Source organism: Methanobrevibacter acididurans, from assembly GCF_046197875.1.
GTDB lineage: Archaea > Methanobacteriota > Methanobacteria > Methanobacteriales > Methanobacteriaceae > Methanobrevibacter_A > Methanobrevibacter_A acididurans.
The window spans coordinates 1,189,214-1,205,127 of record NZ_CP166991.1 but is presented as its reverse complement, the minus strand read 5'-3'; the positions used below and the strand labels follow the sequence as shown (position 1 = coordinate 1,205,127).

Below are 15,914 nucleotides of genomic sequence, written 5' to 3'. Positions count from 1 at the left end.
TCCTTAAAAAACTTTATAATACTTTAATAGATATATTAATATTTATTATAATAAGTTAATGTTTTTCATAATTAAAAATTTAATTAAATAATTTAAGGAATTTATTTACTATGAACAAAATTTTATTTTTAAATTTACCATATAAATTCGATATAAGTAGAGCAAGCAGATGGCCAGAAAAAACAAAATCAGGAACATTATACTACCCTTACTGGCTAGCATATTGTGTAGGAGTCTGCCAAAAAGAAGGATTAAACTGTAAATTAATAGATTGCATAACACGAAAATATACTCAAGAAGACACAATACACGATGTCCAAAATTATAATCCGGATTATATCATGACAGAAATCACCACTGCAACATGTGAATATGATTATCAAACAATAAATCAAATAAAAAAGGAAAATCCAAATGTGAAAATTATTGTTGGGGGAACACATGCAACAATATTACCAGAACAAGTATTAAAAGAATGTGAAGGAATAAATTATGTTGTAAGACAAGAATATGATTACACTGTACCAGAAATAATACAAACAGATGATATATCAAAAGTTTTAGGAGTATCTTATCGTGAAAATGGTGAAATTAAACACACACCAGATCGTCCACAATTAGAAAACCTTGATGAATTGCCATATGTAAGTAAAGTATATCAACAATTTTTAGATGTAAACGATTATGCATATGCATTTGCACAAAAACCAATGATACAAATAGTATCATCAAGAGGATGCCCAAACCATTGTAACTTCTGCTCATACCCCTCAACAATGGGAGGACGAAACTACAGAACACGGAGCATAAAAGACTTAACTGATGAATTTGAATACATCCTAAAAGAAATGCCAGAAATCAAAGAAATATTCATAGAAGATGACACATTCACTGTAAACCAAGAAAGGGTACAAAACTTTTGTGATGAAATCCTAAAAAGAAACATACAACCAGTCTGGTCATGTAATACAAGAGTAGACTTAACCTATGAAACAATGAAAAAAATGAAAGAAGCAGGTTGCAGACTACTTGTATGTGGATATGAATCAGGAAACCAAAAAGTATTAGATGAAACACATAAAGGAATAACACTAAAACAATCACAAGACTTTGCAAACAATGCAAGAAAACTAGACTTAAAAGTATTTGGATGCTTTATGATAGGTTTAACAGGAGATAACCTAGAAACTATTAATGAAACATATGAATTTGCAAAAAAATTATACCCTGACATGTGTTTCTTCCAACAAGCAGTACCATTCCCAGGAACTGGATTCTACAAATGGGCAAAAGAAAATGGATACTTAATCACTGAAGATTACAGCAAATGGTTAAATGAAGATGGATACTTAAACTGCTTAGTAGACTACCCTTATGCAGACCATAAAGAAATAGAAAAATTAAGAGACAATTTAATGAGTAAATACTATTTCTCATTTGCATATATTGGAAAAACATTCTTAGCCAATCTTGATTGGACAGAATTTAAAAGAGTAATGAGAGGAGGAACACAATACATAAGTTTTCGCCTAAAAAAAGCAATAAAATCAGAAAAAGAATAAAATAAACTTTTATTCACTTAATTTTTGATTTTTAAAATTATAAATTTTTTTATAAACATTAATAACATCACCAATAACAAGTATTGCAGGTGTATGAATCTCTTTTTCTGCAATATTTCCTAAATTTCCAAAAATTACATTTTCCTCAGGTAATGTTCCACTTTCAATAACACAAGCAGGAGTATCCGGGTCACGATACTTCATTATTTCTTCAGTATTAGATTTAATATTGCCAATACCCATTAAAATAATTAAAGTATCTGCAGTGTAATCCCAATGAACTTGTTTATCTATTTTTGTTGGATCTTCATGGCCTGTAACGACTGTAAAACTTGTTGCAACAGCACGATGAGTTACAGGTAAATTTAAACTAGTAGGGGCTCCAATAGCAGAAGTAACACCAGGTATAACATTAAAATCAATATTATTATTAATTAATTCAAGTATTTCTTCTCCTCCACGCCCAAAGACAAAAGGATCTCCACCTTTTAAACGAATAACATTATCATATTTTTTAGCATTATCAACAATAATCTGATTAATTTCAGCTTGTTTTTTATAATGTTCTCCAGCTTTTTTACCTACATAAATTAACTTAACATTTTCTGGTGCATGTTCTAATATTTGTTCATTAGCTAAACGATCGTAAATTATAACATCTGCTTTTTTTAAAGCTTTTACTGCTTTTAATGTTATGAGGTCGGGGTCTCCTGGACCTGCACCTATTAAAGTAACTACCATAATTATATACCTTTTTTATATTTTTTTAAGCATTCCTTTAAAGAATTCTAAACCGTCAGTAGATCCTAAAATTTCTTCTGAAGCACGTTCTGGATGTGGCATCATAGCACATACTAATCCTGATTTGTCACATACACTAGTAATACTTTCAATACTGCCGTTAGGATTTTTATCCTTAAATTGTAAGACTATTTGATCATTATCATGTAATTGGTCAATATTTTCACTATAAAATCTACCTTCTGCATGTGCAATAGGTATTTTAACAGTTTGTCCTTTTTTAAAGCTACTTGTAAATGGTGTGCGATTTGTTCCAACTTTTAAATCTATCCATTCACAATTAAAACGAGGAACCTTATTAGTAATAAAGATTCCAGGAACTAATTTTAATTCACCTAATATTTGTGCACCATTACAAATACCAAGAACAGGTTTTTCTTCTTTAACAAGTGCTTTAATACCTTCAGCAACTGGAGTGTTAGAAGCTATAGCACCAGCACGTAGGTAATCTCCATAAGAAAAGCCTCCAGGAATCACAACGGCATCAAGGTCACTAATATTTTCTTTATTCCACCAAATATATTCAGGATTTCCACCAGCTAATTCTATTGCATGATAAACATCACGGTCACAATTAGATCCTGGAAATCTTATTACACCAACACTCATAATATTAATCCTCATATCTTTATTTACTACATCCACAACTTGTTTCTTGTGGAATAACAGTGATTTTATAATTATGAATTACAGGATTACAAAGTAATCTTTCACACATATCTTCAACTTCACTTCTAACTTTTTCACGGTCTTCTTCATCCATACTAAATTTAATAGTATCACTAGTTTTAGTATTATTAACAGAATAACCAAGTAAAGCAAGAGATCTTTCAATAGTACTTGCTTCAGGATTCAACATACCATCTTTCAATGTTATTTTAACTTCTACATCAAATATCATAAAATAATCAACCATTTTTTTTAATTTATAAGTTCCATTTCTTTTTATCATAATCAGTTAATAAGCGATTATAAATTTCTTCATAAGCATTCATAACTTCATCGTCGTGTCCTTGACGGAATAATTCCTTATCTAACATGTCAAGGGTTTTACTGTCCCATAATCTACAACTATCTGGACTAATTTCATCACCAAGAATAATATTTCCTTTGGAATCTTTTCCAAATTCAACTTTAAAATCAACAAGAATAATATCAATAGCTTCAAACATTTTACTTAATATTTGGTTGATTTTTAATGCTAAACTTTTTAAGGTTTCTAATTCTTCTTTTGTTGCAAGATTTAGGGCTTCTGCAATAGTTTCATTTAACATAGGGTCATGGAAATCATCATCTTTATAATCCATTTGAACAATAGGTGGATTTAAAATAGTTCCATCTTCAAAAGGATAAGTTCTAACAAGACTACCAGTGGCACGGTTACGAACAATAACTTCAATAGGAATCATATCTAATTTCAAAGTCTTTAAAGTTCCAGGTTTAATCAATTCTAAAAATTGAGTTTTAATATCATTTTCTTCTAAAATTTCAAAAATTTTACTAGTAATAATACTATTATAATATCCTTTTTTACCCATAGTTTCATGACGTGCTCCATCACCTGCAGTCATATCATCACGAAATTCCATAATAACTTCATCAGGATTTTCAGTTCCATAAACACTTTTAGCTTTACCTTCATATAATAAATTTTTAGAATCTACCATAATATAATCAACAACACATTTTTTTTATTTAAATAATTTTTTTTATCAAAAATAAACCTTTATTAATCCTTTTTAAAGGTTTCAAATAATAAGAATTATATACTAAACTTTCTGATATAATATATAATAAGTATAAAACTTAAGATATAATTATAATATTAAAGATTTATATAATTAATTATTTTAATCACTATTATAAAAATAGGGGAAAATATTTTAGAATTAATAAAAATTTTCTTTTAAATATAACATATTAATTAAAAAAAATTAAGGGAATAATTGATAAAATGTGTGGAATTGTTGGATGTGTACTTAAAAACAAAAAAGCAGCACCTATACTTCTTGATTGTATAAGTAAATTAGAGTATAGGGGATATGATTCAGTAGGAATAGCTACAGAAAACAATGAAATTAACATTAAAAAAGATGCAGGAAAAATCATTGATGTGGATAAGAAATTAAATCTTGCAGATATGGAAGGTGATTGTGGTATTGCACATGTACGTTGGGCAACACATGGAGATCCTAATCAAATTAATTCACATCCACATACTGATGAAAATCAAACAGTAGCAGTAGTTCATAATGGAATTATAGAAAACTATTTAGATATTAAAGAAGATTTAGAAAAAGAGGGGCATGTGTTTAAATCAGATACTGATACAGAAGTAATTCCACATTTGCTTGAAAAATATATGAAAAAAGGTTTAAATCTTGAATTTGCAATGAGAGAAGTGATAAATATTATTCATGGTGCTTATGCAATTGCAGCTATAAGTAAAAATGAACCAAATAAAGTTGTAGCAACAAGAAAAGATAGTCCTTTAATTGTGGGTATGGGTGAAGATGCTTATTTTGTAGCATCAGATTCACCAGCAATACTTAAATATGCAAATAATATCGTTTTCCCTGAACAAGGAGAGTTAATTACACTTACAACTGAAGGGGTGACAATTAAAGATGAACATGATCAAGTAATAGAAAAGGTTGTGGAAACTATTGATTGGACTCCTGAAATGGCTGAAAAAGAGGGTTATGATTACTTTATGATTAAAGAAATCAATGAAGAAGGAACAGCTATAAAAAACACATTAACTGAAAAAGATAATATTAAAAAAATTACAGATGATTTATCAGATATTAATCGTATTGTTTTTGTAGCCTGTGGAACATCTTACCATGCAAGTTTAACAGGTAAATATTTATTGGAATCACTTGCAGGAATACCAACAGATGTATTACTTGCGTCTGAATTTAAATATTCTGAGAATACTTTAAATGATGAAACTTTAGTAATTTTTATTTCTCAATCTGGTGAAACTGCAGATACTCTTAAAGCATTGAATATTGCAAATGAAACATCAAAAACATTAGCAATAGTAAATGTTGCTGGAAGTTCAGCAACACGTCGTGCAAAATATGTGATACATACTCAAGCAGGCCCGGAAATTGGTGTTGCAGCAACAAAAACATATGTAAGTCAATTAACAAGTATTTACTTATTTGCAGCTCTTTTAGCACATGATGATAATTTACTTGAAAGATTACAGAAAGTACCTGAATATTTTGAGGATATTTTAAAAGATAGTGAAATTATTGAAAAAATGGCATCAAAATATAAGTATGCACAAGACTTTTTCTTTATAGGTCGTGGTTATGCTTATCCTATAGCCTTAGAGGGAGCATTAAAATTAAAAGAAATCACTTATATTCATGGTGAAGGATATGCAGCTGGGGAATTAAAACATGGTCCTCTTGCTTTAATAGATCAAGGAGTGCCTGTTGTAGTGGTTTTACCTCCTGGTGAAAATCATAGAAAAACAATGAGTAATTTAGAAGAGGTTAAATCTCGTGGAGCGGATGTAATAGCTGTAGGGTCTTTTAATGATGAAAAATTAATCAGTAAAGCAAATGATTTATTTTTAATAAATGATGAAGTGGATGATTTAATTGCACCTTTAGTTTATATTATACCTTTACAATTATTATCTTATTATATTGCAATTGAGCGAGGTTTAGACCCGGATAAACCTAAAAATTTAGCTAAATGTGTAACTGTAGAATAATATTAATGGTTATAATTGAGGAGAGATTAAAATTAAACCTAAAATTAGTATAATTATTCCCACATATAATGTAGTGAATTGTTTAATGGTTGCAGTAAATTCTATAATTAACCAAAGTTTAGGTTTTAATAATATTGAGTTAATATTAGTTGATGATAATTCGAGTGATGGAACTAAGGATTTGTTGAAAGTTTTATCAAATAATTATAATAATATTATTTCTATTTTTTTAAATGAAAATAGTGGATCTGCAGGTTTACCTAGAAATAATGGATTAAAAATAGCTTCTGCAGATTATATAATGTTTTTAGATAGTGATGATTTTTATTATCCTGAAATGTGTGAGAAATTATATAATACTATTATTAATAATAATGTTGATATAGTTAGTTCACGTTTTAATTATAATTCAAATGGAATTATTAATAATCCAGATTCTTTCTTAGACAGCTGTTCTGATTTTATAAAAATTAATTCTATTAATGATTTTCCAAAAATTATCAGTGTAGGTTTCACTACTCAATTATGGAATAAAATTTATAAGAAACAAGTAATTTTAGAAAATAATATTTTTTTCCCAGAAAATGCCCAAAATGAAGATATTTATTTTCCAGTAAAATATTATTTAGTTGCAAAAGGGATAATAATATTAAATAGTTATTATGGTTATGCATATAATGTAAGAAATTTTGGAGAATCAATTTCTGTAACTTTTAAAAAGGAAAATCTTATTAATATGACTAATGGTTTTTTAAGTATTTTTAATTTATTAGAAGAGTACGATAATCCATTTTTAAATTTTAAGGGAGAATTACTCTTAGGTTGGACTAAATGGTTTCTGTGCACTGATTTGCATGAAGATAAAAAAACTCAAATATTTTTATTAAATAAAACTAAAAGTTATTATAAAAATTATTCAATTTTTACTAGATTAACTACCGTTTCTTTATTTTTTAATGTGTTTATTAATATTTGTTATAAACTTTTTGGAGTATTTCCAAATTTTATAGTATTTTTATCAAATTTTAGAAATATTGTAATTAATAAATTAAATTAAGTTTTTTTTTTAAATGTTACCAATTTATGTTTTAGGAGTATAAAAGAAATGAGTTATAAAATTAGTATTGTCATGCCTGTGTATAATAAGGAATTTTCTTTAATGAAAACATTTAATTCTATTATTAACCAAACTATTGGATTTTCAAATATTGAATTAATTATAGTTGATGATAATTCTACGGATAATTCTAAAATGTTAATTAAAGAGTTATCTACTCAATATGAAAATATTAATCCTATTTATCTAAATATTAATTCTGGATCTCCAGGTAAACCTAGAAATAGGGGAGTAAAAATAGCATCTTCGGATAATATAATGTTTATTGATTGTGGCGATACTTATTCTAAAGATATTTGTGAAATTCTTTACAATAGTATGGTACAAAAAAATGTGGATTTAGTATCTTGTGGTGTTAAAATTTATTTTGATGGTATAACTCAAGATGCTGTAAACCTTGTAGGGAATAATAAAGAATTAATTTGTAATCCTAAAAAATATGATAATTCTTTTAAAGATACTTCAATGGTAAATAAAATATTTAAAAAGAAAGTTATTATAAATAATAATATTCATTGTTTGGAAAAAGGATTTCCTGAAGATGCTTATTTTATAATTGATTATTTGTTTAACATATCTAAAGCATTATATTTAAATGATTTTTATGGATATAATTATATAATTCCTACTTCTGATGAAGACACTAATTCTATGTCTAGAACAGTTGATAAAAAAAAGATTTTGAATTATATTTTAGGATTTTATAAAATTATAGACTTAATTAATGAAAATGATAATGCAAATGTATTAAAATTACTCTCAAATGGATATATGTTAGTTTTAATTAGTTATTTTGCTAAATTTCAATCATCTAATGATGAAAAAATAGAAATTTTGAATAAAATTTTTGATTTAGAAAAATATATTGGAGTTTCTATAAATTTAAATCAAAAATGGGCTAATATGATAAATAATGCTATATTAAAAAAGAAATATAAAAAAGCAATTTTATATTCAAGAATAATTTTCAGTTTACAAAATAATTCATTTTTAAAAAAAATTTATAGAATAAAAATTAATAAGAAATCTATTTATTAATTATAAAAATTTATTTATAAATCCTTTATGTAATTTTTCTTGTTTAAATGTGGTGGTATTTTTGGTAAAAAAAATTAGTATTTATGTTTGTTTTCATAATAAAAAATTAATTAATGTCATTAAAAAAAATATTAAAAATAGTGAAATTTACATTCCTTTATTAATAGGAAGTAATGGTAAAGATAACTATGGTTTTTATAGTGATGATTCAGGGGATAATATATCTTATATGAATTTTCAGTTTTCTGAATTAACTGGTTTATATTGGTTGAATAAAAACTCAGATGCTGATATTGTGGGGTTGTGTCATTATAGAAGATATTTTGTTAATAAAAAATTTGGTGGAAGATTGTTGAATAAAGTGGATATTTTAAATATTCTTCAAAACAATGATATAATTTTATGTAATGGTGCAGAACCATTAAAAGGAACAAATTATGAAACTTATTTTGGATTTCATGATTTATTTGATGAAGCATATAAAATTATTAAAAAGGATTTTCCCGAGTATGTAGAATCATTTAATCATGTTTTTCATGGATATTATCCTATATCAAATTTTAACATGTTTATATCTTCTAAGGAAATTATTGACAAATATTGTGATTGGATTTTTCCAATACTTTTTAAAATGTATGAAAATAATGATTTATCAAGTAGGCCTCGTGTTTTAGGTGTTATTTCTGAATATTTGTTTAATGTTTTTATTTTTCATAATAATTTAAAAATTAAAGAAGTTCCTTTAAGATGTACAGATTTTAAGATTAAATTGAGAATGTTTTTTATAAAAAATAAGCTTTTAAGAAGTTTATATAAAAATGTTTATTATCCTTACTTGAGAAATAAAAATTAAGAAAACTTTAATAAATTTTTTTTAGGTTATAATATGAAATATGATTATTTGATTGTTGGTTCTGGTTTGTTTGGTAGTGTTTTTGCTTGTGAGATGAGTAAGCAAGGTAAGGCTTGTTTAGTGCTTGAGAAGCGGGATCATATTGGTGGTAATGTTTTTACTGAAACGGTTGAGGGGGTTAATGTCCATAAGTATGGTGCTCATATTTTTCATACAGATAAGAGGGAAGTGTGGGATTATATTAATCAGTTTGCCTGTTTTAATCGTTATACTAATTCACCGGTTGCTAATTTTGAGGGTGAGTTGTTTAATTTGCCTTTTAATATGAATACTTTTTATCAAATGTGGGGTGTTATGACTCCTGATGAAGCTAAGAGTATGATTGAGTCTCAAAAACGTGACTGTAATATTCAAAATCCAAGTAATTTAGAGGAGCAAGCTATTAGTTTAGTTGGTAAGGATATTTATGAGAAGTTAGTTAAGGGTTATACTGAGAAGCAATGGGGTAAGGATTGTAAGGATTTGCCTTCTTTTATTATTAAGCGTTTACCTGTACGTTTTACTTTTGATAATAATTATTTTAATGATAATTATCAAGGAATACCTGTTGGTGGTTATACTCAAATTATTGAAAAGATGCTTGAAGGTGTTGAGGTTAAATTAAACACTGATTTTTTTGAAGATAGGGATAAATGGATGAACATTGCGGATAAACTTGTTTTTACTGGTATGATTGATGAGTTTTATGATTATTGTTATGGTGAGTTAGAGTATCGTAGTTTGAAGTTTGAATCAGAAATTAAGGATACTAGTAATTATCAGGGTAATGCTGTTATTAATTATACAAGTTCAAAGGTGCCTTTTACTCGTATTATTGAGCATAAACATTTTGAAAACACGAAAACTAATAAAACTGTTGTGACTCATGAATATCCAGTTGCATGGAAGAAAGGTATGGAACCATATTATCCTATAAATAATAAGAGAAACAATGAATTATATAAACGATATGAAAGTTTAAGTAAAAGGGAGAATAATATTATTTTTGGTGGTCGTTTAGGCACTTATAAATATTATGATATGTGGCAAATTATTGATGAAGCACTTAAATGTGTAAGTAAAGAATTAAATTAGGGAATTTATTATTTATGATTTTAATAACTGGTGGGGCCGGATATATTGGTTCCCATGTAAATAAACTATTAAACAATAAGGGTTATAATACTCTTGTTGTGGATAATCTTTGTGAAAGTAAAGAGTCTTCTGTTAAGTGGGGTAAATTAGTTAAATGTGACCTTGAAGATAGGGAAGGTTTAGAGGATATTTTTAATACTTATGATATTAGTGCTGTTATGCATTTTGCAGCTTTTACAAGTGTAAGTGAATCTGTTAAGTGTCCTGAAAAGTATATGCATAATAATTATGAAAATACTGTTAATTTATTAAATGTAATGCAAGAATATGATGTTAATAAATTTATTTTCAGTAGTACTGCAGCGGTTTACGGTACACCAGAAAGTATTCCTATTAAAGAATCACATCCACTTAAACCAATTAACCCTTATGGTGAATCTAAAGTGCATGTGGAAAAGGAATTAGAAAAACGTTCAGAGGATTATGGTTTACATTATGTTTCACTTAGATATTTTAATGCTTCTGGAGATGATCCTGACTGTGAAATTGGAGAACAACACAACCCAGAAACCCATTTAATACCTTTGATTTTGGATGCTGCTATTGGTAAACGGGATAATATAACAATTTTCGGAACAGATTACCCAACACCTGATGGAACATGCATCCGGGATTATGTGCATGTTGAGGATTTAGCACAAGCACACCTACTTGCTTATGAGTACCTCGAAGATGGGGGTTGTAGTGATGTTTTTAACTTGGGTCATGGTACTGGTTTTAGTGTGAAGCAGGTTATTGAGGAGTGTATGAGTGTTACTGGTATTAAGTTTGAAGTTGAAGTTGGTGAGCGTAGGGCTGGTGATCCTTCTATTCTTGTTGCTGATAGTAGTAAGATTAGGGAAAAGTTGGGTTGGAGGCCGGTTAATAGTAGTTTGACTAATATTGTTAATACTGCTTGGCGTTGGCATTTAAAATTAAATTTTAAAAATCATCACTACTTTAATGACTAAAAAAAATAAAATAAAAGAAAGGGGAGGATTTTATGGTTGAGATTTTAACACAAAACACTAAATTATTAAAAGATTACTTAAAAACAGTGAATACTAGATTGGAGAAGCCTCATATTAAATATGGTGAAATACTTGAGGAAGTAGAGGATAAGACTAGAACCTACACCATACCCATACAAGGGGATGTTGAGATTTTAAAGTATCGCCCCGGTGATATGATTTATTCAAGCACCACTACTATTCTTGATGAAGAAGAAAAAGTTTTAATTTTCAGTGTTCCTGAAAAGGCTAATAAGCAGCAAACAAGTTTTATGAAGGATTTTCATATGCAAGTTTTACAGGAAAATATTAGTAATTTAAATAAAGAAGTGGATGATTTTAATAATAAATTATAAAATTTTTTTTTACTATTTTTTTTAGTTTTCATCATGCTCTTGTTTAAATTAATTATATTCATTTAATGATAATCTTTTTTTTAGATTTAAATATTTTCCACACAAGAATTGTAAATAGAATACTTGTTTACGTTTACATTATACATATACAATTACTCCTTAATAGTATAAATTATTTTAATATAATAATATAATAAACTATAATCCTTCGAAGGTCCTGTATAGAAAAGAGTTATAACTATAAGTTATAACTATAACCCTAAACTTAAGAGATATGTTTTATAATAATTTAATTTTCTAAAATTGATGTTTGTAAATAATTTATGAAAGCAGAACAAATTATCAATGTTACTTTAGCTTCATCATAACTTACCTCTTCTTCAGTTTCTTGTCCATGTCGTATGCCTTTATAATTTGATGCATGCCCATAAAATGTAGAAAAACATGCTTTTAAACTTTTATCGAATTCATTTTCTGTAGAATTAAATATTATATTTAAAGATTTTCCTAGGGGGTAATTTTTTACCTTCTTTTTTTTATAACCTTTTTCAACTAAAATAACATTACACAGGGATTCCACAGCATTAATGGACTCTTTATAACTATTTGCATAATCGGGATTTTCTCTATTAGATAAATGATTTAAAGATTTCTGGATATGTTTTTTTACAGGATCATAAGGGTTTTTAAAATTATCTTTTATTGATTTTATTTCAATATCATTTGTTATAGGGACTATTTTGTTGTTTAAAATTCTGTAAAGATTATTATTCTCTTCAAAACTTCTATTTAAAGCTTCTATATACTTTTTTGTGTTGTTTTCATATTTTAGGATGATTTCGATTAAATCATATACTTCATACCATTTTAATTGGTAAAATGTTTTTCGAAAAGTTCTGGCTATTGAAGCATCATAGTAATTTGGTATTTTATTAATATCAAATTTAAAAATTTTTGTCCAAATTAATTCAATAGTTATGGACTCTTTAGCTGTTTGCTGATATTCATCTAGTTTAAAAAAATAATTTTCATAAGTTATATGCCAAATATTTACTTTTAAAGATTGATTCATATTTTCTTTTTGAAAAGCTTGTTCAGGTTTTAATTTATATCTTTCAGAAAATATCATAAACATTACCTCTTAATTAATAATATATTTTATTTCATAAATTTTTTATTTAATATTTCAATTATTGGAAATTTTTTAATAGGGCTAATTATTGATTAAAATATTTACTTTAGGTTTCGCATTTAATTCTTAAAATTTTATAATTTTATCCTAATTTTTTGTGGGGGGTTGTAATGTTGATATGTTATTTACTGGGTTGTATAATTAATTATGTATACACACTATTTCATTATTTATATATTTATTGTATTGAGTATACATATTACTTATAAATTTAATAATTTATTTTATGATTATCATTTTATTTATTTTCATGGTTGATGAAAATATAAGTTATAAGAGTACTAAGTATAATAATAACCGAAAGAATTAAATATGTGTAACCATATAATAATAGTAGAAATAAGTTTTTTTAGGATAAATCTTTTATTTTAAAAAATTAATTCAAAGCCACCATAACTCTAAAAAAATTAATTTTTTTATAAATCCTTTATCACTAACAAATTTTTTTTCGCCTATAAAAATTTTTAGGAGGTGATATTTTGATAAGAACACCAGTATCTTCCTCAGATTTAGCGTCTGTTGGTTATGATGAAAATTTAAAAATCTTAGAAATAGCTTTCAATAGTGGCGGTATTTACCAATATAAAAATGTTCCAGGATATATTTACCAAAGATTAATGAATGCATCCTCTAAAGGAAAATACTTTCATAGATATATAGAAGGTTTTTATGAATATATTAAATTAAATTAAATTTTTTTATTTTTTTTATTTTTTTTATTAAATAATTTAAAAGGTGTGTCAAGAGAATTATGAAATCATTGGATTTTTGTTTTAAAAATTGTCATGGGATTAAATATTTATCTGATAATTTTTATTTCAGTAAACATTATCAAAATCAAGAAAAGGATGTAAATTATAATACTATTTTAATTTATGCTCCTAATGGGACTATGAAGACTTCTTTTACTAATACATTTAGAGATTTATGTGCTGATGGTTGTCCTAAAAATAATTGGTGTGATCTGGACCCTGTTTATAAAGTTAGTTTAGAGTTAAATAATGAAAAAGTTCCATTATATAGTTCTGAGGATTTTAAAAAATATTTTTTGGTAATTGAATCATTAAAAGAAGATTATGATTTAACGGAATATAATGATTTAATTGTTAATAAAAAATGTAGAGATCAATTTGATAAGATAACTAAAGAAATAATTGTAAAAAAAGACAATCTTATAAAATTATTAAAAAATCTTTCTAAAATTAAAGTGCCTAAAAATAATAATGTTGAAGATATTATTGAAAAAGAATTTCAAAATGTTTTCAAAAATGAAGATAATATTTTAAAAATTTTATTAAGTATTGAAGATGATTTGAAAGATAATAAGGATATGGATGTTAATATAAAATATGATCTTTTATTTGGGAAAAATGTTCAAGATGCTTTAAATGATGAATTAGTAAAAGAAAGTATTGATGAGTATATTAAAAGTTTGGATAAATTATTAGATAAATCTCCTATTTATATTAAAGATAAATTTAATAATACACAGCTTAAAAATTTAATGAATTCTATTAAAAAAAATAATTTATTCAATGCAAAACACAAAATCAAATTTAATCGGATTGGAACTCCTGTTTCTAATTTAAAAGAATTAAAAAATTTAATAGAAAAAGAAAATGATAAAATTTTTAATAATGAAGAATTAAAAAACAAATTTAATGATATTGATAAAAAACTTAGTAAAAATAAAGATTTAATTGAGTTTAAAAAATTTTTATCAGATAACCCATTTTTTATTAAAAGATTACATGAAGAAAGTTTTCTACAATTAAAAAAAGAATATTGGTTATCAATATTAAATCAAGAAAAAGATTCATATTATGAATTAATTGATTTATATAATGAAAAAGCTCCAGATTTAGAAAAAATAAGAAAACAATCAAATAAGGAAAATACAGAATGGGGAAATGTAACTGATTTATTTAATAAAAGATTTTTCTTAGATTTTGAATTAGAATTAACAAATAAAAATAATGTAATTTTAAATGATAAAGTACCTACATTTAAGTTTAAATCTAAAGACTATCCAGGTAAATCTATAACTTGGGAAGAATTAAAAAAATTTTATAGTGAAGGGCAAAAAAGAGCATTATATTTATTAAACGTTTTATATGAAATTGAATTAAGAAAAAAAGTTGATGAAGATACTATTTTAATTTTAGATGATATTGCAGACTCATTTGATTATGAAAATAAATATGCAATAATTCAATATTTAAAAGAATTATCAAATGATGATAAATTCCCTATGATAATATTAACACATAATTTTGATTTTTATAGAACCTTAAAATCTAGACTTAATATTTGTACTGAAAATACATATTATGCAGTAAAAGAAGAATACCAAATAAATATTAAATCTTTCAACATTGAACAAAATACTAAAAATATTTTTAAAGCTTTAAAAAATAAAATAGAATCAGGGTCCGTTAATGCTTTAATAGCTATAATACCATTTATACGTAATTTAACAGAATTATTAGAAGATTCTGATGATAATTTAAATTATAAAGAAGTTTATGTAAATTTAACTAAAATTTTACATTATAAAGATGATGGAAAAAATTTAACTCTAAATGACTTTACAGATGTTTTTAAAAAATTTAGAATAAATAAAGAAAAAATTAAAATTGATAATAAACCATATAATGGAACAATTTATAATTTAATTTTTAAACAAGCAGACGAACTTTCTGGAAAAAAAATCAAAGAAATAAATTTAGAAAACAAAATCGTGATGTCAATGGCTATACGATTATTAGCAGATAAATTTATGTTAAGCAAACTATCTTTAAAAAGTGAAAATATAACTACTAATCAAACAACACAATTATATGATATATACACCAAAAAATATGGGAAAGACACACCTGAATCTAAAATATTAGAAAGAGTCAATTTGATGACACCTGAAAATATACATATAAATTCTTTCATGTATGAACCGCTCATAGATATGGGAGATAAACATTTAAAAACTTTATATGAAGATATAAAAAAATTAAGTGAAAATACTCATTAATTGAAAATTTTTAAGGATTATGATTCTCAAAAAAATAGAAAAACAACAAAC

At 25.6% G+C, this 15,914-nt stretch carries 15 protein-coding genes; 10 read left to right on the top strand and 5 right to left on the bottom strand.

Features of this window, described 5'->3' with window-relative positions; all coding sequences use genetic code 11:
• The first annotated feature begins 110 nt into the window (after positions 1 to 110).
• A complete protein-coding gene (locus tag ACA135_RS05935; protein ID WP_409197844.1) occupies positions 111 to 1,562 on the top strand; it encodes a B12-binding domain-containing radical SAM protein in 1,452 nt (483 codons plus the stop codon).
• A 9-nt stretch (positions 1,563 to 1,571) separates the two neighbouring features.
• Here ACA135_RS05935 and cobA read toward each other — a convergent pair whose 3' ends face one another.
• The 4 genes from cobA to purC are packed head-to-tail and all read right to left on the bottom strand — an operon-like array spanning position 1,572 to position 4,030.
• A complete protein-coding gene (gene cobA, locus ACA135_RS05930) occupies positions 1,572 to 2,303 on the bottom strand; it encodes a uroporphyrinogen-III C-methyltransferase (RefSeq protein ID WP_409197843.1) in 732 nt (243 codons plus the stop codon).
• Between the two features lie 15 nt (positions 2,304 to 2,318).
• Entirely contained in the window at positions 2,319 to 2,972 is a 654-nt protein-coding gene (gene purQ / locus ACA135_RS05925) for a phosphoribosylformylglycinamidine synthase subunit PurQ (RefSeq protein ID WP_409197842.1), read from the bottom strand.
• Positions 2,973 to 2,991: 19 nt separating this feature from the next.
• A complete protein-coding gene (purS, locus tag ACA135_RS05920) occupies positions 2,992 to 3,264 on the bottom strand; it encodes a phosphoribosylformylglycinamidine synthase subunit PurS (RefSeq protein WP_409197841.1) in 273 nt (90 codons plus the stop codon).
• Positions 3,265 to 3,289: 25 nt separating this feature from the next.
• Positions 3,290 to 4,030, bottom strand: a complete 741-nt coding sequence (gene purC, locus ACA135_RS05915; RefSeq protein WP_409197840.1) for a phosphoribosylaminoimidazolesuccinocarboxamide synthase — start codon at positions 4,028 to 4,030, stop codon at positions 3,290 to 3,292.
• Between the two features lie 287 nt (positions 4,031 to 4,317).
• On the opposite strand from purC, the gene glmS reads away from it, so the two are divergent.
• The 7 genes from glmS (at position 4,318) to ACA135_RS05880 (ending at position 11,643) form a co-directional block, all read left to right on the top strand.
• Positions 4,318 to 6,096, top strand: coding sequence for a glutamine--fructose-6-phosphate transaminase (isomerizing) (gene glmS / locus ACA135_RS05910; protein WP_409197839.1), 1,779 nt, complete (start codon positions 4,318 to 4,320; stop codon positions 6,094 to 6,096).
• Positions 6,097 to 6,121: 25 nt separating this feature from the next.
• The gene (locus ACA135_RS05905) at positions 6,122 to 7,153 is read left to right on the top strand and encodes a glycosyltransferase family 2 protein (RefSeq protein ID WP_409199095.1); all 1,032 of its coding nucleotides are present in this window, start codon (positions 6,122 to 6,124) and stop codon (positions 7,151 to 7,153) included.
• Positions 7,154 to 7,201: 48 nt separating this feature from the next.
• Positions 7,202 to 8,251: a glycosyltransferase family 2 protein gene (locus ACA135_RS05900; protein ID WP_409197838.1), complete on the top strand. Its 1,050-nt coding sequence runs from the start codon at positions 7,202 to 7,204 to the stop codon at positions 8,249 to 8,251.
• Positions 8,252 to 8,312: 61 nt separating this feature from the next.
• Positions 8,313 to 9,104: a DUF4422 domain-containing protein gene (locus ACA135_RS05895; protein ID WP_409197837.1), complete on the top strand. Its 792-nt coding sequence runs from the start codon at positions 8,313 to 8,315 to the stop codon at positions 9,102 to 9,104.
• Positions 9,105 to 9,137: 33 nt separating this feature from the next.
• Positions 9,138 to 10,238: a UDP-galactopyranose mutase gene (gene glf / locus ACA135_RS05890; protein ID WP_409197836.1), complete on the top strand. Its 1,101-nt coding sequence runs from the start codon at positions 9,138 to 9,140 to the stop codon at positions 10,236 to 10,238.
• A 14-nt stretch (positions 10,239 to 10,252) separates the two neighbouring features.
• Positions 10,253 to 11,248 (top strand): UDP-glucose 4-epimerase GalE, encoded by a 996-nt coding sequence (gene galE, locus ACA135_RS05885; protein ID WP_409197835.1) that lies wholly within the window; start codon positions 10,253 to 10,255, stop codon positions 11,246 to 11,248.
• A 32-nt stretch (positions 11,249 to 11,280) separates the two neighbouring features.
• The gene (locus ACA135_RS05880) at positions 11,281 to 11,643 is read left to right on the top strand and encodes a hypothetical protein (RefSeq protein WP_409197834.1); all 363 of its coding nucleotides are present in this window, start codon (positions 11,281 to 11,283) and stop codon (positions 11,641 to 11,643) included.
• A gap of 289 nt (positions 11,644 to 11,932) precedes the next feature.
• Here ACA135_RS05880 and ACA135_RS05875 read toward each other — a convergent pair whose 3' ends face one another.
• Complete coding sequence (locus tag ACA135_RS05875; RefSeq protein WP_409197833.1) at positions 11,933 to 12,772, bottom strand: AbiJ-NTD4 domain-containing protein; 840 nt, start codon at positions 12,770 to 12,772, stop codon at positions 11,933 to 11,935.
• A 542-nt stretch (positions 12,773 to 13,314) separates the two neighbouring features.
• Between ACA135_RS05875 and ACA135_RS05870 the strand changes: the two genes are divergently transcribed.
• Positions 13,315 to 13,527 (top strand): KTSC domain-containing protein, encoded by a 213-nt coding sequence (locus ACA135_RS05870; RefSeq protein ID WP_409197832.1) that lies wholly within the window; start codon positions 13,315 to 13,317, stop codon positions 13,525 to 13,527.
• Between the two features lie 59 nt (positions 13,528 to 13,586).
• Entirely contained in the window at positions 13,587 to 15,863 is a 2,277-nt protein-coding gene (locus ACA135_RS05865; protein WP_409197831.1) for a hypothetical protein, read from the top strand.
• The last annotated feature ends 51 nt before the right edge of the window (positions 15,864 to 15,914 follow it).

What these genes read in the sequence shown, in the direction of transcription:
- glf (WP_409197836.1), top strand. Translation starts at nt 9,138, where the DNA reads ATGAAATATGATTATTTGATTGTTGGTTCTGGTTTGTTTGGTAGTGTT.
- purC (WP_409197840.1), bottom strand. Translation starts at nt 4,030, where the DNA reads ATGGTAGATTCTAAAAATTTATTATATGAAGGTAAAGCTAAAAGTGTT.
- glmS (WP_409197839.1), top strand. Translation starts at nt 4,318, where the DNA reads ATGTGTGGAATTGTTGGATGTGTACTTAAAAACAAAAAAGCAGCACCT.
- ACA135_RS05900 (WP_409197838.1), top strand. Translation starts at nt 7,202, where the DNA reads ATGAGTTATAAAATTAGTATTGTCATGCCTGTGTATAATAAGGAATTT.
- galE (WP_409197835.1), top strand. Translation starts at nt 10,253, where the DNA reads ATGATTTTAATAACTGGTGGGGCCGGATATATTGGTTCCCATGTAAAT.
- purS (WP_409197841.1), bottom strand. Translation starts at nt 3,264, where the DNA reads ATGATATTTGATGTAGAAGTTAAAATAACATTGAAAGATGGTATGTTG.
- purQ (WP_409197842.1), bottom strand. Translation starts at nt 2,972, where the DNA reads ATGAGTGTTGGTGTAATAAGATTTCCAGGATCTAATTGTGACCGTGAT.
- cobA (WP_409197843.1), bottom strand. Translation starts at nt 2,303, where the DNA reads ATGGTAGTTACTTTAATAGGTGCAGGTCCAGGAGACCCCGACCTCATA.
- ACA135_RS05875 (WP_409197833.1), bottom strand. Translation starts at nt 12,772, where the DNA reads ATGATATTTTCTGAAAGATATAAATTAAAACCTGAACAAGCTTTTCAA.
- ACA135_RS05935 (WP_409197844.1), top strand. Translation starts at nt 111, where the DNA reads ATGAACAAAATTTTATTTTTAAATTTACCATATAAATTCGATATAAGT.
- ACA135_RS05865 (WP_409197831.1), top strand. Translation starts at nt 13,587, where the DNA reads ATGAAATCATTGGATTTTTGTTTTAAAAATTGTCATGGGATTAAATAT.
- ACA135_RS05880 (WP_409197834.1), top strand. Translation starts at nt 11,281, where the DNA reads ATGGTTGAGATTTTAACACAAAACACTAAATTATTAAAAGATTACTTA.